The organism is Streptomyces sp. NBC_01591 (assembly GCF_035918155.1).
In the GTDB taxonomy this organism is placed as follows: domain Bacteria; phylum Actinomycetota; class Actinomycetes; order Streptomycetales; family Streptomycetaceae; genus Streptomyces.
In genome coordinates this window covers 8,430,551-8,449,910 of the sequence record NZ_CP109327.1, presented here as the reverse complement: position 1 = coordinate 8,449,910, position 19,360 = coordinate 8,430,551, and the positions used below count along the sequence as shown (strand labels likewise).

The window sequence follows — 19,360 nt, the reverse complement described above, 5'->3', positions numbered from 1 at the left end:
CTTCTTCCGGGCTTCTTCCGAACTCCTTCCCAACTCCTTCCGAAACGGAGCACTCCATGCCCCTCACCGTGCACGGCATCGACGAGATCAAGGCGCAGGCCGGAGCCGACCTCGGCCACAGCTCCTGGCTGGAGATCACCCAGTCGCGGGTCGCCACCTTCGCCGACGCCACCGACGACCACCAGTGGATCCACGTGGACGTGGAGCGCGCCAAGGAGGGTCCGTTCGGCGGCACCATCGCCCACGGCTATCTGACGCTCTCCCTCCTGATCCCGCTGTGGAGCGAGCTGTTTCAGGTCGAGGGCGTGTCGATGGCGGTCAATTACGGCCTGAACAAGGTCCGTTTCCCTTCCCCCGTGCGGGTCGGCTCGAAGATCCGGGCACACGGCCGGGTCGTCTCCGTCGAGGACGTCAAGAACGGGGTGGAGGTCATCGTGGACCTGACCGTGGAGATCGAGGGCTCGGCCAAGCCGGCCTGCGTCGCCCAGGCGGTGTACCGCTTCTACGCCTGATTGCCACAGAGCCCGAAGGGGCGGCTGCTCGAAGCAGCCGCCCCTTCGGGCTCTTCTGAATGACCATCAGTTCTTGCTGAACCCCACGTAGTTCTCCGCCAGCGAGGTCGACGCCGCCTCCGAACCCGCGAGATAGCGCAGGTGCGAGAGGCGCAGCCTGCGGTCGAACTCGGTCTCGTCCGGTTCGCAGTGCAGCAGGGTTGTCATGGTGTACGAGAATTGCTCGGCCCTCCAGACGCGGCGCAGGGCGGTCTCCGAGTAGGCGTCGAGCAGCGATTCGTCCCGGTCGACGTGGAAGCGGGTGAGGGCCTGGGCGAGCAGGGTGACGTCGGCGACGGCGAGGTTGAGGCCCTTCGCGCCGGTGGGCGGGACGATGTGGGCCGCGTCACCGGCGAGGAACAGGCGGCCATGGCGCATGGGTTCGGCGACGAAGCTGCGCATGGGGGTGATGCTCTTCTCGGTGATGGGGCCGCGCCGCAGGCTCCAGTCGCCGTCGACGGAGAAGCGGGTCGCCAACTCGTCCCAGATCCGCTCGTCCGGCCAGTCGTCCGTGCTGTCGTCCGGGTCGACCTGGAGGTAGAGCCGGCTGACCTCGGGCGAGCGCATGCTGTGCAGGGCGAAGCCGCGCTCGTGGTGGGCGTAGATCAGCTCGTCGCAGGAAGGCGCCACGTCGGCGAGGATGCCGAGCCAGGAGAACGGATAGGTGCGCTCGGTCACAGTGAGCAGGCCCTCAGGCAGGGAGCGGCGGCCGATGCCGTGGAAGCCGTCGCAGGCGACGACGACCTCGCAGTCGAGGGTGTGCTCGGCGCCTTCGTGACGGTAGCGGATGACGGGGCGGTCGGTCTCGACGCCGTCCACGGACAAGGCCTCGGCCTCGAAGAGGACGGTGCCGCCCGCCTGTTGGCGCAGGGCTATGAGGTCCTTGACCACCTCGGTCTGGGCGTAGACCATGACCGACCGCCCGCCGGTGAGGGACGGGAAGTCGATGCGGTGGGAGCGCCGGTCGAAACGGAGCTCGATGCCGTGGTGCTCCAGGCCCTGCCGGTCCATCCGTTCGCCGGCGCCGGAGTCGCGCAGCACGTCCACGGTGTCCTGTTCGAGGATTCCGGCGCGCTGGCGTCGCTCGACGTGGTCCCGGCTGCGGAGTTCGAGGACGACGTTGTCGATGCCCTGCCGGTGGAGCAGATGGGAGAGGAGGAGTCCGGCGGGTCCGGCTCCGATGATGCCGACGGTGGTGCGAGGCATGGCTTCTCCGTAGAAGTGGTGGAGGGGAGGTCAGGAGGAGAGCGGAATGCCGTCCTCGGTCACGACGCGCTGGGCCGTGGCGAAGGCGGAGTTGGCCGCGGGGACCCCGCAGTAGACGGCGGAGTGCAGCAGGACTTCCTTGATGTCCTCGGGGGTGAGCCCGTTGCGGAGCGCGGCGCGAATGTGCATCGCCAGTTCTTCCTGGTGCCCGTGTGCGATCAGAGCGGTGAGGGTGATGCAACTGCGGGTGCGCCGGTCGAGGCCGGGGCGGGTCCAGATCTCGCCCCAGGCACAGCGGGTGATGTAGTCCTGGAAGTCCGCGGTGAACGCGGTGGTGCGGGCGACCGCCCGGTCCACATGGGCGTCGCCGAGAACCGCGCGGCGGACCGCCATTCCCTCCGTGTACCGGCCGGCGTCGGACTCGGGGGCGGCGAAGTGTCCGAGGAGCGCGGCGAGGACGGCCTCCGGGCGTTCCGCGGGGGCGAGATGGGAGGCACCGGCAAGTTCGAGGAGCGTCGCGTCGGGGATGCCGTCGGCGAGTTCACGGGCGTGCCCGGGTGGGGTGGTCGGGTCGGCGCGACCCGCGAGCACCAGGGTGGGCGCGCTGATCCGGGGCAGGTCCGCCCGGAGGTCGTATGCGGCGAGGGCGTCGCAGCAGGCGGCGTACCCGGCGGGGTCGGTGGTGCTCAGGTCGTCGACGAGGCGGGTGGCGGTCCGGGTGCCGGCGTAGCCCGCAGTGAACCAACGGCCGGGGGCGGTGGGGGCGAGGGCCTCGGTGCCCTCCGTACGCACGAGCTCGGCGCGGTCCCGCCAGGCGCTGGGCTCGCCGAAGCGCGCGGAGGAGCAGACCATGGCCAGGCCGTTGATCCGGTCGCGGTGGTGTGCCGCGAGGTGCGCGCCGACGGCACCGCCGAGGGAGATGCCCGCGTAGTCGAAGCGGCCCACGCCGAGCCGGTCGGCCAGGTCGAGGACGAGGCCGGCGAGGCCGGCGACGGTGGCGCCGGGGGCAGGCAGAGCCGCAGCCGGGGTGCCGCCGTGGCCGGGGAGGTCCCAGCGGATCACCCGGTGCCGGCGGGCGAGGGCGGGAACCTGGGCGTCCCAGACGGCGAGCGAGGTGCCGAGTGAGGGGCCGAGTATCAAGGCGGGCGCTTCGGGGGGTCCGTCGATCCGGTGGTGGAGTACGGGGGTCATGGGCGGCCTTCCGTGACTGCGGAGGATTGCCTCCGGAGGGCTTGGTCGACGAGGAGGGGCGCGGCGCCCGTGCAGGTGGCCGGGTCGGCGAGGGCGCGAAGCCGCTCAGGGGTGATGCGGCCGGTCAGTGCCGGGTGGGCGGTGAGGACGTCCGCGAGGCTCGTCTCCTCGCCCGTCACCCGGCGGGCGGCGCGGCCGAGGAGTTCCTTGGCCTCGGCCCGGCCGAGGAGGCCGGCGAGCGCGGCGGCCAGGCGTTCGCTCGCGACGAGGCCATGAGTGCGGTGCAGGTTGCCGAGCATCCGGTCCGGGAACACACGGAGCCCCTCGGCGAGTTCGGCGGTTTGGTGAGCAGCCGCACCGGCCAGTCGGAGCAGTTGACGCAGTGGCTGCCATTCGGCGTGCCAGGCGCCCGCGGGCCGCTCGTCCTCGGCGGTGAGCGAGCCGAGAAGGACGGAGGCCAGTGCGGGAGCCTGGCGGGCCGCGGCGGCGACGAGGGTGGCGCGTACGGGGTTGCTCTTGTGCGGCATGGCGGAGGAGGAGCCGCCGCTGCCCTCGGCGAGCTCGGCGGTCTCGGTGCGGGTGAGCAGCAGGACGTCCGCGGCCGGTTTGCCGAGCGCCGCGGTGGTGAAGGCGAGGGCGATGCCGAGGTCGGCGACGGGTGTGCGCAGTGTGTGCCAGGGCAACAGGGGTGCGGTGAGCCCGAGTTCGGCCGCGTACCGCTCGACGAGGACGGGTCCGCTGCCCGGTGCTTCCGCGAGGTACTCGAAGGCGGCCAGCGTGCCCGCCGCGCCGCCGAGTTGGGCGGGCAGCCGGAGAGCGGTGAGCCGGTCGACGGCGTCGAGGACGAGGTTGCGCCAGCCCGCCGCCTTGAGGCCGAAGGTGGTGGGGACAGCGTGCTGGCTGAGGGTGCGGCCGGCCAGGGGGGTGTCGCGGTGTGCGGTGGCGAGCCGCCCGAAGGCGGCGGCGGCGCGGTGCAGTTCAGCCGTGATCAGCGGGAGGACGCGGTCCGCGACGAGCATGGTGGCGGTGTCCAGGATGTCCTGGCTGGTGGCGCCCCGGTGCACGTACGGTGCGACGTCGGGCGGGACGCCGTCGGTGAGTGCGGCGACCAGCGGGATGACCGGGTTACCGCTCCGGCGGGCACGCAGCGCGAGGTCGCGCGGGTCGTACAGGTCGGCGTGGGCTGCTTCGGTCACGGAGGCCGCCGCCCGGGCCGGGGCTTGTCCGAGGGCGGACTGGGCCCGGGTGAGGGCGGCTTCGGCGTCGAGCATCGCCTGGAGGAAGGCACGGTCGCCGGTGGCCCGCTCGGTCTCGGTGCCCACGCGGTCGGGGGCGAGGAGCCCGAAGTCGTACGGGTCCGTCTCAGCGGAGGTCAAGGAACACCGTCTCCTCGGGCCCCTGGAGGCGGATGTCGAAGCGGTGGACACCCGGCCCCGCCGCCGTGGCGAGCAGGGTCGCCCGGCGCTCGGGTGCCAGCGCGGCGAGCAGGGGGTCGGCGTCGGCAGCGGGGCCCGGCAGATAGATCCGGGTGTAGAGGTGGTGGAGCAGGCCGCGGGCGAAGACGCAGACGGAGAGGTACGGGACCCCGCCGGGCGGCAAGGTGCGCACCGCCCAGTGGCCGTCGGCGTCGGTGGCGACGCGGCCGAAGCCGGTGAAGGTGACTCCGTCACGGCCCGCGTAGCCACCGGTGACCGGGTCGCGCCGCAGGGAGCCGGGGGCTCCGGTGCGGTCGCCGTCCGGGGCGGGCTGCCAGAATTCCAGGAGCGCGTCGGGGACGGGTGCGCCGTCGCCGTCGCGGACGTGTCCGTGGACGGTGAGGGTGCCGGGGTGACCGGTGGGGGCGATGTCGGAGCCGCCGGGGAAGGGCAGGGCGTAGCCGTAGAAGGGACCCACGGTCTGTGAGGGAGTGGGGAGCAGGGTCATCGGCCTTCCTCGATCCAGGTCGCGGCGGGGCCGTCGAGGACGATGTCCCAGCGGTAGCCGAGTGACCACTCGGGGGTGGACAGGTCGTGCTCGTAGGCGGCGACGAGCCGCTCGCGGGCGGTGTCGTCGGTGACGGACTGAATGATCGGGTCGTACCTGAAGAGCGGGTCGCCGGGGAAGTACATCTGGGTGACGAGCCGCTGGGTGAACGCGGTACCGAAGAGCGAGAAGTGGATGTGCGCGGGGCGCCAGGCGTTGGTGTGGTTGCGCCAGGGGTAGGCCCCGGGCCTGACGGTGGTGAACCGGTAGTTTCCCTGATCATCCGTCAGGCAGCGGCCGAATCCGGTGAAATGGGGGTCGAGCGGCGCCGGGTGCTGGTCGAGCTGGTGGGCGTAACGGCCGGCGGCGTTGGCCTGCCATATCTCGACGAGCTGGCCGCGGACCGGCCGCCCCGCGCGGTCGAGGACTCGGCCGGTGACGGTGATCCGCTCGCCGAGCGGTTCGTCGGCGTGGCCGCGGGTCAGGTCGGCGTCGAGTCCGGTGACGTCGGTGACACCGAAGACCGGGCCGGAGAGTTCGACGGCCTCCGGATCCCGGACGGCGACCAGGGGATGCCGTGGGTGGCGCAGCACGGTACTTCGGTACGGGGCATAGTCGCGGGCGGGGTGGTGCCGTATCTCACCGGCACTCAGGTACTGGTCCCGCTCCTCGGCGATCTGCGAGGAGATGTCCTGCTGGGTTACTTCCATGATGTTCTGTCACCTTTCCCTTGCGAGGGCGAGTCCTTGGTCACAATGTCTCCCCCGTGGGCACGCACACGGCCGCGCCGGTCCGACGCGCGATCTCGTCGGCGCTCACGCCGGGTGCGGTCTCCACGAGCAGCAGACCGTCGTCGGTGACGTCGAGTACACCGAGGTCGGTGATGATCCGGTGGACGCACGCCCGGCCGGTGAGCGGCAGCGTGCAGGTGTCCACGATCTTCGGCGAGCCGTCCTTGGCGGTGTGCTCCGTGAGGACGACGACCCTCCGGACGCCGTGGACCAGGTCCATCGCGCCGCCCATGCCCTTGACCATCCGGCCGGGGATCGCCCAGTTGGCGAGGTCGCCCCGGGCGGAGACCTGCATCGCGCCGAGAATCGCGGTGTCGATGTGGCCGCCGCGGATCATGCCGAAGGAGAGCGCGGAGTCGAAGAAGGCAGCGCCCGGCAGAACGGTCACCGTCTCCTTGCCCGCGTTGATCAGGTCGGGGTCGACCTCGTGCTCGTGCGGGTACGGCCCGACGCCCAGGAGTCCGTTCTCCGAGTGGAGGACGACATCGACGTTCTCGGGAAGAAAGTTCGGCACCCGGGTCGGCAGTCCGATCCCGAGATTCACGTACGAGCCGTCGGTCAGCTCGCGGGCGGCGCGGGCCGCCATCTCGTCCCTGGTCCAGCTCATCGGGTACGAACCGTCCTTCGCTCGATGCCTTTGGCGGCCGCCTCCTCGGGGGTCAGCGCCACCACGCGCTGCACGAACACGCCGGGCAGGTGCACCTGGTCGGGGTCCAGTTCACCCGGCTCCACGAGCTCCTCGACCTCGGCGATCGTGATCCGGCCTGCCATCGCGGCGAGCGGATTGAAGTTGCGGGAGGAGCGGTGGAAGGCGAGGTTGCCGTGGCGGTCGCCGCGGGCCGCGCGGACCAGGGCGAAGTCGGTGGTGATGCCATGTTCGAGAACGCAGGGGTGGCCGTCGTACTCGCGCACCTCCTTGGGCGGGGACGCCACCGCCACACCGCCGTCGGCCGCGTACCGCCAGGGCAGCCCGCCCTCGGCGACCTGGGTTCCGACGCCGGCCGGGGTGAAGAAGGCGGGGATGCCGCAGCCGCCGGCGCGCAGCCGTTCGGCGAGAGTGCCCTGCGGTGTGAGCTCCAGCTCCAGTTCACCGCCGAGGTAGCGGCGGGCGAACTCCTTGTTGTCGCCGATGTAGGAGCCGGTCACACGGACGATCCTGCCCGCGGCGAGCAGGATGCCGAGGCCCCCGCCGTCCACACCGCAGTTGTTCGACACGATGCTCAGTCGCCCCGAGCCCTGTGCGTGCAGGGCTCCGATGAGTACGTCCGGTACTCCGCTCAGTCCGAAGCCTCCGACGGCGAGCGAGGCGCCGTCTCCGATGTCTGCCACCGATTCGGCGGCAGACCTCACCACTTTGTCCATGTAACGACCCGATTCGCTGAGGATTGACGGCTGTTCGCCTGGTGAACTTTCGTTCATAAGTAACCTCGGGGTGAGTGTCCGTCCACGCTTCGGGCCCTGTCAACAACACCGGGTACGGTTTCCGCATCGTGATCAGCCCGCGACCCCGGTCCGCGACCAGCCAGAGGAGGCCGGACGATGGCACAGCCCACCGAGCCCGCCGCGTCACCCGACGAGCTGGTCGGGCCCCTGGAGCGTGGGCTCACCGTGCTGCGGGCCATCGCCGCAGGACCGGAGACCCGCCACCGTCCCGGGGATCTGGCCCGCACCACGGGGCTCGCCCGGTCGACGGTCGACCGGGTCGGCACGACGCTCGTACGGCTCGGATTCCTGCGCGCCGAAGGACGCGACCTGCTGCTCGCGCCGCGCTCGGCGGAGCTGGGCAATGCCTATCTGGCCGCCGCCGGACTCTCCGAGGCCCTCGGACCGCACGCCATCGCTCTCGCCGACGAGCTGGACGAGTCCGTGTCCGTGGCCGTCCCCGACGGGGACGGAGTGCGCTTCATCGCCCAGGCCACGCGGCGGCGGGCCATGGCGATCTCGTTCCGCACCGGCGACCTGCTTCCGGCCGAACGCTGCGCGCCCGGCGCGCTGTTCGCCGCCGGCTGGGACGAGACGGAGTGGGCGCAGTGGCAGTCCCGGCGCCGCGAGGACCCGCTGGACACCGGCTTCCCGGCGGTGCCACCGCGCGCTGTGGACGAGGAGGCCGAGAGCGGGTTTCCCGCCCGGATGCGGCGGGCCCGGGAGGACGGCTGGGCGGTGGACGACCAGCTGATCGAGCCGGGCCTGCTCGCGGTCGCCCTGCCGGTACGCGATGCGGCGGGGGCCGTGGTCTGCGCGGTCAGCGTGGTCAGCCACACCAGCCGCCACGACACCGTTTCCCTCCTCGCTCTGGCGCTGCCGCCGCTGCGCACCGCCGTGGTCGCGATGGAGCGCGCCCTGGCGGCCCCGGCCCCGCCGTCGGATGACACGGCACCCTCCGCCATCTGCGGGGACGCGGGCGTGGGGGCGCTCAAGGAAGAGCTGGGGGCAGGTTTTCTGCAGTCGCTGGCGCGTGGTCTCGACGTGCTGTGCGCGTTCGGGGACGCACGGGGTCCGGTGCGGCTCACCGAACTGGCGCGCCTCGCGGGGCTGCCCCGGGCCACCGCACGCCGGGCGCTGATCACGCTGCGGCACCTGGGCTACGTACGGGAGGACGCGGGAAGTTTCCAGGTGCGGCCGCGCGTACTGGAGCTGGGTTACGCCCGGCTCTCCGGGCTCGCGCTCGCCGAGATCGCCGGCCCGCACCTGACCGAACTGGTGGGCCTGGTCCACGAGTCGGCCTCCGTCGCGGTCCTCGACGGGAACGACATCCGCTATGTCGCCCGGGTCGCGAGCAGCCGGATCATGCACATCGACATCACGGTCGGCACGCGATTGCCCGCGTACGCGACCTCGATGGGCCGGGTACTGCTCGCCGCCCTGACGGAGGAGGAACGCGCGGCACTCCTCGCCCGGATCACCCCCGAGGCGTTCACGTCCCGGACGGTGCTCACGCCCGAGGCGCTCGCCGAGGCCGTCACCGAGACCGCCCGACGCGGCTACGGGTGGGTGGAACAGGAGCTGGAGGAGGGGCTGCGCTCACTCGCGGCGCCGGTCACGGACGGGCGGGGCCGGGTGGTCGCTGCCGTGAACGTGGCCCTGCACGCCGGACGTTGCCCGGCGGAGCAGAGCCTGACCACGCTCCTCCCCCACTTGTTGGAGACGGCGGCGCGGATCAGTACCGACCTCGCGGCGGTGGGCCGCTGGTCACCCGTCCCCGTGATCTGAACCGCCCGTCGTCCCGGTACCTGCGTCGCCCGTCCCCGGCAGCCTGGCCGCCACCGCTTCCAGCATCAGTTCCAGCGCGAAGGGGTACCCGCTGTCGCGCATGTCGGCGGCGAGCAACGAGAAGGCCGACGTGATGTTCGGATAGGTGTCGGGCGACAGCTTGCCGTACACCTCGTGCCAGACCTCGACGTCCACCTCCTGAGCGTTCGCGGGGCGAGCGAGGACGGCGGCGTCCTGTGCCGCGAAGGCGAGCGCCTGGTCGACGAAGGCGTGGTAGATCCGTACCGCCAGGGGGTTCGGAAAGCCCGCCCCGCGCAGGATGCCGAGGATTTTCTCGACGGCCCGGGTCTCGTGGGGACGGCCGGTCGTGCGGTGCGCGGCCAGGAGTGTGGCCTGCGGGTTGGAGCAGTACGACGCGTGGATCCTGAGCCCCATCGCCCGGAGGTCGGCACGCCAGTCACCGGTCGGCTTCCAGCCTTCCTGGGCGCGCCCGATCAGCTCGTCGGCCAGGGCGAGCAACAGGGCGTCCGTGTTGTGGAAGTAGCGGTAGAGGGCGCTGGGGTCGGCGCCGAGCGCCGCGCCCAGCCGCCGCACGGACAACGCCTCGGCGCCGTGCTGCACGACCAGACGCAGAGCGGTGTCGACGATGAGGCGTTCGGAAAGGACAGCGCCCTGCTTGGTGGGGCGGCGGCGCTTTCGCTGCCCTTCGGAAACCACGCGATCGGCCATGGCCGGACCTTATGACAACACCATTGACGTGTAAAGACCGTCCGGATTGCATGGCACTCGTCACAACGATCAACCGCCCCCTCACGCACTGGAGCAGCGCATGACCGCAGCCGATCTGGTCTTCACCCGCGGCCCCGTCTTCACGGCCGATCCGGCCCGCACCCGGGCCACCTCGCTCGCCGTCGTCGGCGACCGGATCGCCGCCGTCGGCCACGACGAGGTGCTCGAACTCATCGGACCCGGCACCGAAGTGGTCGACCTGCGCGGGAAACTGCTGCTCCCCGGCTTTCAGGACGCCCACATACACGCGGTGTTCGGCGGTTCGGAGCTGGCCGAGTGCGATCTGAGCAGCACGATCGGCGTCGAGGAGTACCTGGAGCGGATCCGCTCCTACGCGGACGCGCATCCCGACCGCGCCTGGATCACCGGCGGCGGCTGGTCGATGGAGAGCTTCGACGGCGGTCTGCCCACCCGGCAGTTGCTCGATTCCGTCGTCCCGGACCGTCCGGTGCTGCTCTCCAACCGCGACCACCACGGCGCCTGGGCCAACACCCGCGCCCTGGAGCTGGCCGGTGTCACCGCCGGGACCCCGGATCCGGCCGACGGCCGGATCGAGCGGGAGCCGGACGGCGCCCCCAGCGGCATGCTCCAGGAGGGCGCCACGGCCCTGGTCTCCCGGCTGATACCCGCGAGCACCCCGGCCGACCGCCTGGCGGGCCTGATGCGCGCCCAGGAGCTGCTGCACTCGCTCGGCGTCACGGGGTGGCAGGACGCGCTGCTCGGGGTGTTCAACGGCAAGCCCGACCCGTCGGACGCCTACCTGACCGCCGCGCGGGACGGATCACTCACGGCCCGGGTCACCGGTGCGCTGTGGTGGGACCGTGAGCGCGGGGCCGAGCAGATCGACGAACTGGTCGCGCTGCGCGAGAAGTTGAGCCAAGGCCGGTTCCGCGCCGGTTCCGTCAAGGTCATGCAGGACGGCATCGCCGAGAACTTCACCGCCGCGATGACCGCCCCCTACCTGGACGGCTGCGGCTGCGCCACCACCAACAGCGGGCTCAGCTTCGTCGACCCGGAAGCCCTGCGCGGCTACGTCACCCGACTCGACGCCCTCGACTTCCAGATCCACTTCCACGCACTCGGCGACCGAGCCGTCCGCGAGGCCCTCGACGCTCTCGAAGCCGCTGTCGACGCCAACGGCCACCGCGGCAACCGCCACCACCTCGCCCACCTCCAGGTCGTCCACCCCGACGACCTCCCCCGCTTCGCCCGGCTGGGGGCCATCGCCAACATCCAGCCGCTCTGGGCCGCCCACGAGCCCCAGATGGACGAGCTGACCATCCCCTTCCTCGGGCCCGAACGGGCTGCCTGGCAGTACCCGTTCGGCGAACTGGTCCGCGCCGGAGCGACCCTCGCGGCGGGCAGTGACTGGCCTGTGAGCAGCCCCGACCCGATCGAAGGCATTCACGTCGCCGTCAACCGGGTCGCCCCCGAGTCCCCCGGGAACCGCGCCTTCTACCCGGAGCAGCGGATCGACCTGCCGACCGCCCTCGCCGCCTACACCGCGGGCACCGCGCACGTGAACGGTCACGACGACTCCGGGAGCCTGCGCGCCGGATACCTCGCCGACCTCGTCGTCCTCGACCGCGACATCCTCACCGCACCGCCCGAGGAGATCGCCCAGGCGCGCGTGGAGCGGACATATGTGGGCGGCACGCTCGTCCACACGGTCTGAGCCGCCCGAGTGTGCCGCCGGGTCCGCTGCGGCTCAGTGCCCGCTCCTGCGGAGCGAGGACTCCCGCACGTCGAGCCGCGTCTGCACCAGCACGCCGGAGGGCTCCTCGCGGCCCAGTTCCAGGGCGGCCACGAGAAGTTCGATGCCGGCCTCCGCGATCTCCCCGGGCCGCAGGCTGAGCGTCGTCACGGGCGGCTCGGTGTGGGTGGCCGTGACGTCCTCGCTCACACACACCACGAGCAGGTCGTCGGGCACCTGGTAGCCGTGGCGGCGCGCCGCCTCCAGTACGAGGGGCGGGCTCGCCTCGGCGACGACGAGCAGCGCGTCGGGCCGGTCGGGCCCGCCGAGGGCCTCCTCGACGGCCCGGACCACCGGCCCGTTGCCGGCCTCGGCGGCGAGTGCGAGGCGCTCCGGCTGACCGAGCGCGACGCACCGGTCGCGGTAGGCGGTGAGCGCGCCCGTGTGGAAGCGGGTCGTGCTATCGGGCAGGACGAGCGCGGGCCGCCGCGCCCCCTGCCCGGTCAGATGGTCGAGCGTCTTCCGTACGGCCTTCCCCGCGTCGACGTCCACCCATTGGGCTCCCGGCCGTCCCTCCACGGAACGGTCACTGATGACGGGGATCCGGGCGGCGAGGAGGTCGCCCACGATCCGGTCGTCGGCGACCGGGTCTGCGACGATCACCGCGTCGAGCGGAAGATCGGCCCACTCGTCCTGGAGGGAGCCCGAGGGAAGCAGCACCAGGGCGTAGCCACGGCTGAGCGCCGCCTGTGCGGTCGCGCTGGTGAGCTGCGCGAAGTACGGCGACTCCAGGAACGTCCACGGGGCGCCGACGAACTCTCCGACCACGTATCCGATCAACCTGGCCCGTCCCGCGCGTAGTTGGCGTGCGGTGGCGTTGGGCCGGTAGCCCATCCTGCGCGCGGTCTCCCTGGCCCTCTCCCGGACGGCCGGGGAGAGCCGTCCGGTGCCGTTGAGCGCCGCCGAGACGGTGGTCTTGGACAGGCCCGCCTCTCGGGCCACGTCGACGAGCCGGACGCGTGGCGGGGTGGGCGGCGAGGCGTGCCCGCGTTGTGGAGCTTCGGTCATGGGGCTCATGCTGCCACCCTCACGACCTCGGCAAAATCGTTCCCGCAAAGCCTTGTGCGGGAACGTTCCCGCACCAATACTCGCTCCATCCCCCAGCGCCCGTCACTACACCCGTAAAGGGGTGGTTCTCCTTGCGCATGCCCAGAGCCATCGCGTCGCTCGTCTGTACTGCCGCGCTCGCGGTCACCGCCACCGCCTGTTCCGGCGCCACGAACCCCGGTTCCGCCGGGAACGGAACCGGTCCGGGGTACCGGGTCACGCCGACCTCCGCGCCGGCGAAGGGTTCCCTGGACTCCGTCACCTGGTCTCTCTACGCCGAGCCGTACACGCTCGACTACGCCCTCGCGTACGACTACCCGCCGAACACCGTGCTCGCCAACGTCTGCGAGCAGCTCCTCAGGGTCACCCCGGACTTGAAGATCGAACCGGGTCTCGCGGTCAAGTACGCCCAGCCCGATCCGCGTACCCTCGTCTACACCCTGCGCCCGGACGTGAAGTTCCACGACGGAACGACCATGACCGCGGACGACGTGGTCGCTTCCCTCAAGCGCCACACGGACCCGGCCACCGGCTCCCCGTGGGGTTCCTCGTTCAAGAACGTCGGCTCCATCAAGAAGACCGGCCCGCTGGAGGTGACGATCCGGCTGCGCAAGCCCGACGTCCTGTTCAGCGAACTCATGGCCGCTTCCCCCGGCACCGTCGAGAGCGCCGCCACCCTGGCCGAGAACGGCAAGGACTACGGCAGCCCGAAGGGCACCGTGAACTGCACCGGCCCCTTCGCCCTCGACAAGTGGACCCAGGGCGACAGCATCACGCTCAAGAAGAACCCCGCCTACTGGGATCGGGCGCTGATCCCCAAGACGGACACCGTGCAGTTCACCTTCGTCGAGGACCCCGCGGCCCGCACCAACGCTCTGCGCTCCGGCACCGCCGACGGCGGCTACATGGTGCCCTCCACCTCGCTCGCGCAGCTGCGCTCCAGCGGCAAGGGCCAAGTCCTCTTCGGCCCCAACACCGCCGCTGCCGACTTGGCCGTCCTCGACTTCCACGGTCCGCTCGGCGACCTCAAGGTCCGTCAGGCGCTCTCCATGGCGCTCGATCGCAAGGGCATCATCAAGGCGGCGGCCGGCGGCGTCGGCGTCCCCGCCAAGGCACCTGCGGCGCAGGGTGCCTGGGCCCTCGTGCCGGAGAAGACCTCCGGCTACTTCGACGCTCTGCCCGAACCGAGGTACGACGTCGAGGCCGCGAAGAAACTCGTCACCGAGGCCGGCGCCACGGGCCGGAAGATCACCATGGTCACCAGCTCGCTCGCGCCCGAGATCAGCGTCGTCGCCAACGCCGTGCAGGCGGCCGGCCGGCAGATCGGACTCGACGTCGAGCTGAAGACGGTCGCCCCGGAGGCGTACAGCTCGATCTTCGTCGACCCCAACGCGCGCACCGGTCTCGACCTGGTGGTCACCAACGGGTACGACAACACGCCCGACCCGCTGGAGTTCTACCAGTACCTGCGCACAGGCGACTTCGGGAACTACGGCAACTGGTCCGACGCCGGGTTCGACGCCGCCTTCGACCGGGCCAACTCCGAGCCCGACCCCGCCAAGCGCGCCGACCTGACCGCGAAGCTCCAGGAGATCGCGGTGCGCGAGCTGCCGGTGATCCCGCTCTACGAGGCGCCGTTCTCGGTCTACCTCGGCGAGCGGATCACCGGCGCCCCCACCGGCATCGCCCAGCTGTACTACCCCTGGGCCGCGACGATCGGGGCCGCTCAGCGATGACCCGCTACCTCCTCGGCCGGCTGGCCGGCCTGGTGACGGTGCTGTTCGTGACCTCGCTCGTGGTCTTCGGCACGGTCCACCTGGCCCCTGGCGACCCGGTCTCCTTCCTCCTGCACGGCCGCCCGGCGACCCCGGAGACCGTGGCGTCCCTGCGCAGCCAGTACCACCTGGACGACCCGCTGCCGGCGCAGTACGCGAAGTGGCTCGGCGGCGTCCTGCACGGAGACTTCGGGCGCTCCGCCCAGTACCACCAGGACGTCGCGAGCCTCATCGGCTCGCGGCTCCCGGGCACGGCCCTGCTGGTCGGCTACGCGGCCCTGCTGGTCGCGGTCCTCGGGGTGACGGCCGGTGTCCTCGCCGCGCTGCGCCCCGGGATCGCGGACCGCGCGGTGCTCCTCGGTACCGGTATCGCCACGGCGACGCCCTCGTTCGTCACCGCCATCGCGCTCATCTCGCTGTTCTCCGTACAACTGGGCTGGTTCCCGGGGCCCGGCGGCACGCCGGAGAGCCTCGGTGAACGGCTGTACCACCTGACCCTGCCCTCCTTCGCGCTCGCGCTCACCTTCGCCGGACTGCTCGCCCGGGTCACCCGCTCGGCGATGCTGGACGAGTCGGTCCGGGACCATGTCGAGGTGGCGCGCGCCCGCGGTGTGCCGGGGCGGGCCGTGGTCCGCCGGCATGTCCTGCGCAACGCGCTCGGCCCCGTCGTCACCGTCGGCGGCACCATGCTCGCCGGGCTGCTCATCAGCACCTCGATCGTCGAAACCGCTTTCGACGTGTCCGGTATCGGTTCACTGCTCGTGCAGTCGGTGACGGCCAAGGACTTCGCCGTCGTGCAGGCGATCACGCTGCTCAGCGTGGCGGCCTTCGTCCTCGTCAACCTCGTCGTGGACCTGCTGGTCCCGCTCATCGACCCCCGTCTGTCCCTCAACGGGGAAGGCACCTCATGACCCTCGTCCCACCTTCCGCGGCGAACGCGCCCGAAGCCCCCGGCCCGTCGGGCGCGTCCGGCGCCCTGCGCCGCCGCCCCGGCCTGCGCGGTCTCAAGGTCCTCGGCCAGGGACCGCTGTTCACGGCGGCCGTGGCCGTTCTGGCGGCGCTCGTCCTGGTCGCCGTCCTGGCGCCGCTCCTCGCCCCGTACGACCCCGAGGCCGTCGACCTGTCGGCGAGCCTGACGGGAACCTCGGCCGACCACCTCCTCGGCACCGACCAGTCCGGGCGGGACATCCTGTCCCGGCTGCTCCACGGCGCCCGCACCGGCCTGCTCGGTCCGCTGCTCGTCGTCGGCGTCTCCACCCTCCTCGGCACGTTCGTCGGGGTGGTCGCGGCCTGGGGCGGCGGCTGGGCGGACACGCTCCTCTCCCGGTCGATGGACCTGGTCTTCGCGATCCCCGGACTGCTGCTCGCGATCCTGCTCGTTTCCGTGGTCGGTTCCGGGATGACCGCGCCGGTCGTCGCGATGGCCGTGGCGTACACCCCGTACGTGGGACGCCTGGTGCGCGGGATCGCGCGACAGGAGAAGGCCCGCCCCTACATCGAGTCGTACCGGGTGCAGGGCTGGTCGGGATGGTCGGTCTGTCTGCGGCACCTCCTGCCCAACATCGCCCCGACCGTCTTCGCCCAGTCCGCGATGAACTTCGGGTACGTGCTGATGGACCTGGCGGCACTGTCCTTCCTCGGCTTCGGTGTGCAGCCGCCCACCGCCGACTGGGGAGCCATGATCAACGAGGGGCAGGCGGCACTCCAGCAGGGGGCGATGCTGCCCGCGCTCGCGCCGTCCGCGTGCATCGTCCTCGCGGTGGTGGCCTTCGGCATCGTCGGCGAGGGGCTCGCCGACCGCATCGCTCGGCGGGAGGAACGGTGAGCAGCATGACCGAGAACGGCACACCGGGCCCCGACCCGGTCCTGGAGATCGACGGACTCGGCATCCGGTTGCCGGGCGACAAGGCCGCCAGGCCGATCCTGGACGGGGTCGGTCTGCGGGTGCGCCCCGGAGAGACCGTCGGCCTGGTCGGCGAGTCCGGCTCGGGCAAGTCCGTGGCCTGCCGCAGCGTACTGGGGCTGCTGCCGGCCGGCGCGCGGACCAGCGGTGAGGTACGGGTCGCCGGGCGCGACGTCCTCACGATGAGCCGCACCGAACTGGCCGCGCTGCGCGCCCGGCAGGTCGCGATGGTCTTTCAGGACCCTCGTGCCTCCGTCAACCCGCTGCGGCGCGTGGGCGACTTCCTCACGGAGGGGCTGCGGGCGGCGGGCGCGTCGGCCGGGGCCGCCACCGCGCGGGCCGAGGAACTCCTCGACGCCGTCGGTATCCGCGACCCGCGCGGCGCGCTGCGCCGCTACCCGCACCAGTTCTCCGGCGGCATGCTCCAGCGGGTGGTCATCGCCGCCGCGCTCGCGGGCGAGCCCGCGCTGCTCGTCGCCGACGAGCCCACCACCGCCCTCGACGTCACCACGCAGGCCGAGATCATCGCGATCCTGACCCGTCTGCGGGCCGAGCGCGGCACCGGGATGCTCTTCGTCACCCACGACCTGGAGCTGGCCTCCGCCATCTGTGACCGGGTGTACGTGATGTACGCGGGCCGCATCGTCGAGACCCGGGGCACGGACGAACTGTTCGACCAACCGCGCCATCCGTACACAGCGGGGCTGCTCGCCTGCACACCCCGCATCGAGGCGGGCGCGCCGGCTCCGCGGCCGATTCCGGGCCGCCCCGTCTCTCTCGCCGAGGCACCGCCCGGGTGCGCCTTCGCCGCGCGCTGCGCCGTTGCGCAGCCGCGCTGCTCCGAGGAAACCCCCGCGCTGGCGCGACACGGCGACGGCCTCGCCGCGTGTCACCGCGCCGACGAAGGGATCACACTGTGACCGGCACGGCTCAGGAAACGAAGGGCCTCGTCGTCGAGGGACTGAGCAAGCGGTACGGGAACCACACGGCGGTCGACGACGTGTCGTTCACCCTGGCTCCCGGGGCCTGTCTGGCCCTGGTCGGCGAGTCCGGAAGCGGCAAGACGACAACGGTCCGGATGCTCGTCGGCCTGGAACGCCCGGACGGCGGCACCATCCGCCTCGACGGCCGGGACCGCTCGGCGCGCGCCCGCGGCCGCGCCGAACGGCTGGCGCGGGCCCGGGAGATCCAGATGGTCTTCCAGGATCCGTACCTCTCGCTCGACCCACGGGTGACCGTGGCCGATTGCGTCGAGGAGGTGCTGCGCCTGCACGGCTCCCTCGGCGCAGCGGCCCGCCGGGCCCGGGTCGCCGAACTCCTGGACCAGGTCGGCCTCGGCGAACGGGAGGCGGCGGCGCTGCCCCGGCGCCTCTCGGGCGGCCAGCGTCAGCGCGTGGCCATCGCCCGCGCCTTGGCGGTCGAGCCCCGCGTCCTCGTTCTGGATGAGGCGGTCGCGGCGCTGGACGTATCGATCCAGGCGCAGATCCTCGACCTGCTGGCCGCGATCCGGCGCGAGGCGGGGATCGGCTACCTGTTCGTCACCCACGACCTCGCCGTGGTGCGCCACATCGCCGATGAGGTGCTGGTCCTCAAGGCCGGACAGGTCGTGGAATCGGGCCCGACGGGCCAGGTCCTGGACGCCCCCGAGCATCCGTACACACGTCTGCTGCTCGGCTCCGTGCCCCGGCGCGGCTGGGACCCCTCCGCCGCGGCACCGCTCCGCCGCGCCCTCGGCTGACGGGCGTCCGCCGGCGGGGCGCCCATGGGAACGCGTACGCCGTGACGCCCACACGCGTCACGGCGGAGTGCCTGACATGCGCCTCGCCCTCAACCCCCGGCATCGTCGCCGCCACTTGGGCATGCCAGGCTGAGGGAGCGGTGAGCAGGCATGACACAGGAGCGAGGGGGCGACGGAAGCGGTGCTGGTCGAGGAGGCCGTCTGGACCTGGGAGCGCGCACTCCCGCTCAAGTACGTGCTGGTCAGCGAGGAATGGGACGGCGAGCTGATCGTGTGGGCGCGCTGCGCCGACGCCGACGGCCTGTTCGTCGAACCGGCCCCGCGCCGGGAACGGCTGACCCTCATGGACTGCGCCCCGACGGGGCGGTTGCGCAAGGCGGTCGAGCGCGCCCGCCACCGGTCGGTCGCACCGGACGGCCCCGCCGGGCCCGTCGGCCTCGGACAGATCGACCTCATCGTGGACCACCCCGAGCCCGGGGCCGACCCCGAGGACGGCCGCTTCTATGCCGATGACGCGCACCGCTGGAAGCTGCTCGACCCCGTCCTGCTCGGCTGCCGCCCCTCCGCCCTCGACACATCGCTGGTCGACGTGAACGTCGAAGTAGAGGTCGACGGCCCGGTATGGCACCGCACGGAACCCGTGGATGCCCGTTGGCGGCTGTTCAACGGCACCGGCGGCGCCGGCCTGGGCGAGTGCCGTCGGATCGACGGCCTGTACGCCAACCGACCCCTCCCCTCCGCGCCGCCGTTGCGGCTGATCGGCTGCGAGCCCGGTGAGCGGCTGCTGCGCCGGCTGGTGCGCTCGCGCGCCGACGGCGATCGCGTCACACTGCTCGCCCTGGACCGGTCCGGTCGTGTGATGCGCCACCAGGAGCACATGCCCCTCGGAGTCGTCGCCTCTCGCCCGTCGGCGCTCGGCGGGGCCCTCGTGGATCTGTGGCTGCGCGAGGGCCCGGCCGTGCGGCCCGTGCCGGCGGTCCGTCCGGTGTGGGACGCCTGGTTCGAGGGGCCGCCGACCGAGCCCGGGGCGTGGGCCGCGTTTCCACCCGATGGCCGGGCCGAGTGGGCCGCCTTCGCCGGCGCCCGACAGGACGCCGACAGACCGCTGCCCGACCCGGTGCGGCACCTCGACGGTCGGCACGTCACCGATGTGTCGGCGCTGGTGTGCGCCCTGGGCGAGGCGGTCGCCGGCCCCGGCGGCCACTACCACCAGTGCTGGGGCGCGTTGCGCGGCTGCGTGTGCGGCGGGGAGCGGCCGCCCGCTCCGTTCACGCTGGTCTGGCACGACGCCGAAGTGGCCCGGCGCGCGCTCGCCTCGGTGAGCGTGGACACGGCGGGCGAGACACCGTACGTCGACGACGTCCTCCGGCTGCTCGCAAAGGTCGGCATCACTGTGGAACTGCGCTGATCCTCCCTGCGGACTCCTGGCGCACGGACCGCGCAC

Annotated in this window: 18 protein-coding genes; 9 read left to right on the top strand and 9 right to left on the bottom strand. The window is 72.2% G+C overall.

From position 1 onward, the window contains the following. Positions 1-56: 56 nt before the first annotated feature. Positions 57-512: a MaoC family dehydratase gene (locus tag OG978_RS39065; RefSeq protein ID WP_326769761.1), complete on the top strand. Its 456-nt coding sequence runs from the start codon at positions 57-59 to the stop codon at positions 510-512. Positions 513-578: 66 nt separating this feature from the next. Here OG978_RS39065 and OG978_RS39060 read toward each other — a convergent pair whose 3' ends face one another. Genes OG978_RS39060 through OG978_RS39030 form a run of 7 tightly spaced genes read right to left on the bottom strand, consistent with a single transcriptional unit; the run spans position 579 to position 7,063 of the window. Further along, a complete protein-coding gene (locus tag OG978_RS39060) occupies positions 579-1,757 on the bottom strand; it encodes a 4-hydroxybenzoate 3-monooxygenase (RefSeq protein ID WP_326769760.1) in 1,179 nt (392 codons plus the stop codon). A gap of 30 nt (positions 1,758-1,787) precedes the next feature. After that, positions 1,788-2,948, bottom strand: coding sequence for a bifunctional 3-oxoadipate enol-lactonase/4-carboxymuconolactone decarboxylase PcaDC (gene pcaDC / locus OG978_RS39055; protein WP_326769759.1), 1,161 nt, complete (start codon positions 2,946-2,948; stop codon positions 1,788-1,790). Continuing rightward, on the bottom strand, positions 2,945-4,324 hold the full coding sequence (gene pcaB, locus OG978_RS39050) for a 3-carboxy-cis,cis-muconate cycloisomerase (RefSeq protein ID WP_326769758.1): 1,380 nt from the start codon (positions 4,322-4,324) through the stop codon (positions 2,945-2,947). The genes pcaDC and pcaB overlap by 4 nt, the downstream gene beginning before the upstream one ends. Further along, positions 4,311-4,871, bottom strand: a complete 561-nt coding sequence (pcaG, locus tag OG978_RS39045) for a protocatechuate 3,4-dioxygenase subunit alpha (RefSeq protein WP_326769757.1) — start codon at positions 4,869-4,871, stop codon at positions 4,311-4,313. Before pcaG ends, pcaB begins: the two co-directional genes overlap by 14 nt. Continuing rightward, positions 4,868-5,620 carry a protocatechuate 3,4-dioxygenase subunit beta gene (pcaH, locus tag OG978_RS39040; RefSeq protein ID WP_326769756.1) on the bottom strand — a complete coding sequence of 251 codons (753 nt, stop codon included), beginning with the start codon at positions 5,618-5,620 and terminating at the stop codon, positions 4,868-4,870. The genes pcaG and pcaH overlap by 4 nt, the downstream gene beginning before the upstream one ends. 40 nt (positions 5,621-5,660) lie before the next feature. Beyond that, positions 5,661-6,308: a CoA transferase subunit B gene (locus tag OG978_RS39035; protein ID WP_326769755.1), complete on the bottom strand. Its 648-nt coding sequence runs from the start codon at positions 6,306-6,308 to the stop codon at positions 5,661-5,663. Beyond that, on the bottom strand, positions 6,305-7,063 hold the full coding sequence (locus OG978_RS39030; RefSeq protein ID WP_326769754.1) for a CoA transferase subunit A: 759 nt from the start codon (positions 7,061-7,063) through the stop codon (positions 6,305-6,307). The genes OG978_RS39035 and OG978_RS39030 overlap by 4 nt, the downstream gene beginning before the upstream one ends. A gap of 177 nt (positions 7,064-7,240) precedes the next feature. Between OG978_RS39030 and OG978_RS39025 the strand changes: the two genes are divergently transcribed. Next, positions 7,241-8,911, top strand: a complete 1,671-nt coding sequence (locus OG978_RS39025; protein ID WP_326769753.1) for an IclR family transcriptional regulator domain-containing protein — start codon at positions 7,241-7,243, stop codon at positions 8,909-8,911. On the opposite strand, the gene OG978_RS39020 is transcribed toward OG978_RS39025, so the two are convergent. Further along, positions 8,891-9,640 (bottom strand): TetR/AcrR family transcriptional regulator, encoded by a 750-nt coding sequence (locus tag OG978_RS39020; protein ID WP_326769752.1) that lies wholly within the window; start codon positions 9,638-9,640, stop codon positions 8,891-8,893. The genes OG978_RS39025 and OG978_RS39020 overlap by 21 nt on opposite strands. Positions 9,641-9,740: 100 nt before the next feature. On the opposite strand from OG978_RS39020, the gene OG978_RS39015 reads away from it, so the two are divergent. Beyond that, positions 9,741-11,375: an amidohydrolase gene (locus OG978_RS39015; RefSeq protein WP_326769751.1), complete on the top strand. Its 1,635-nt coding sequence runs from the start codon at positions 9,741-9,743 to the stop codon at positions 11,373-11,375. 33 nt (positions 11,376-11,408) lie between these two features. On the opposite strand, the gene OG978_RS39010 is transcribed toward OG978_RS39015, so the two are convergent. After that, positions 11,409-12,461, bottom strand: coding sequence for a LacI family DNA-binding transcriptional regulator (locus tag OG978_RS39010; RefSeq protein ID WP_326769750.1), 1,053 nt, complete (start codon positions 12,459-12,461; stop codon positions 11,409-11,411). A gap of 137 nt (positions 12,462-12,598) precedes the next feature. Between OG978_RS39010 and OG978_RS39005 the strand changes: the two genes are divergently transcribed. From OG978_RS39005 to OG978_RS38980, 6 genes are all read left to right on the top strand, one after another. Beyond that, positions 12,599-14,236, top strand: coding sequence for an ABC transporter substrate-binding protein (locus OG978_RS39005; RefSeq protein ID WP_326770291.1), 1,638 nt, complete (start codon positions 12,599-12,601; stop codon positions 14,234-14,236). Beyond that, the gene (locus OG978_RS39000) at positions 14,233-15,186 is read left to right on the top strand and encodes an ABC transporter permease (RefSeq protein WP_326769749.1); all 954 of its coding nucleotides are present in this window, start codon (positions 14,233-14,235) and stop codon (positions 15,184-15,186) included. Before OG978_RS39005 ends, OG978_RS39000 begins: the two co-directional genes overlap by 4 nt. Then, positions 15,183-16,100: an ABC transporter permease gene (locus OG978_RS38995; RefSeq protein WP_326769748.1), complete on the top strand. Its 918-nt coding sequence runs from the start codon at positions 15,183-15,185 to the stop codon at positions 16,098-16,100. The genes OG978_RS39000 and OG978_RS38995 overlap by 4 nt, the downstream gene beginning before the upstream one ends. 5 nt (positions 16,101-16,105) lie before the next feature. Beyond that, on the top strand, positions 16,106-17,098 hold the full coding sequence (locus OG978_RS38990; protein ID WP_326769747.1) for an ABC transporter ATP-binding protein: 993 nt from the start codon (positions 16,106-16,108) through the stop codon (positions 17,096-17,098). Continuing rightward, complete coding sequence (locus OG978_RS38985; RefSeq protein ID WP_326769746.1) at positions 17,095-17,916, top strand: ABC transporter ATP-binding protein; 822 nt, start codon at positions 17,095-17,097, stop codon at positions 17,914-17,916. Before OG978_RS38990 ends, OG978_RS38985 begins: the two co-directional genes overlap by 4 nt. A 181-nt stretch (positions 17,917-18,097) precedes the next feature. After that, entirely contained in the window at positions 18,098-19,324 is a 1,227-nt protein-coding gene (locus OG978_RS38980) for a barstar family protein (RefSeq protein WP_326769745.1), read from the top strand. The last annotated feature ends 36 nt before the right edge of the window (positions 19,325-19,360 follow it).

Excerpts from the sequence above, each read along its gene's own strand:
- OG978_RS39065 (WP_326769761.1), top strand. The coding sequence starts at position 57 with ATGCCCCTCACCGTGCACGGCATCGACGAGATCAAGGCGCAGGCCGGA.
- OG978_RS39060 (WP_326769760.1), bottom strand. The coding sequence starts at position 1,757 with ATGCCTCGCACCACCGTCGGCATCATCGGAGCCGGACCCGCCGGACTC.
- pcaDC (WP_326769759.1), bottom strand. The coding sequence starts at position 2,948 with ATGACCCCCGTACTCCACCACCGGATCGACGGACCCCCCGAAGCGCCC.
- pcaG (WP_326769757.1), bottom strand. The coding sequence starts at position 4,871 with ATGACCCTGCTCCCCACTCCCTCACAGACCGTGGGTCCCTTCTACGGC.
- pcaH (WP_326769756.1), bottom strand. The coding sequence starts at position 5,620 with ATGGAAGTAACCCAGCAGGACATCTCCTCGCAGATCGCCGAGGAGCGG.
- OG978_RS39035 (WP_326769755.1), bottom strand. The coding sequence starts at position 6,308 with ATGAGCTGGACCAGGGACGAGATGGCGGCCCGCGCCGCCCGCGAGCTG.
- OG978_RS39030 (WP_326769754.1), bottom strand. The coding sequence starts at position 7,063 with ATGGACAAAGTGGTGAGGTCTGCCGCCGAATCGGTGGCAGACATCGGA.
- OG978_RS39025 (WP_326769753.1), top strand. The coding sequence starts at position 7,241 with ATGGCACAGCCCACCGAGCCCGCCGCGTCACCCGACGAGCTGGTCGGG.
- OG978_RS39020 (WP_326769752.1), bottom strand. The coding sequence starts at position 9,640 with ATGGCCGATCGCGTGGTTTCCGAAGGGCAGCGAAAGCGCCGCCGCCCC.
- OG978_RS39015 (WP_326769751.1), top strand. The coding sequence starts at position 9,741 with ATGACCGCAGCCGATCTGGTCTTCACCCGCGGCCCCGTCTTCACGGCC.
- OG978_RS39010 (WP_326769750.1), bottom strand. The coding sequence starts at position 12,461 with ATGACCGAAGCTCCACAACGCGGGCACGCCTCGCCGCCCACCCCGCCA.
- OG978_RS39005 (WP_326770291.1), top strand. The coding sequence starts at position 12,599 with ATGCCCAGAGCCATCGCGTCGCTCGTCTGTACTGCCGCGCTCGCGGTC.
- OG978_RS39000 (WP_326769749.1), top strand. The coding sequence starts at position 14,233 with ATGACCCGCTACCTCCTCGGCCGGCTGGCCGGCCTGGTGACGGTGCTG.
- OG978_RS38995 (WP_326769748.1), top strand. The coding sequence starts at position 15,183 with ATGACCCTCGTCCCACCTTCCGCGGCGAACGCGCCCGAAGCCCCCGGC.
- OG978_RS38990 (WP_326769747.1), top strand. The coding sequence starts at position 16,106 with ATGACCGAGAACGGCACACCGGGCCCCGACCCGGTCCTGGAGATCGAC.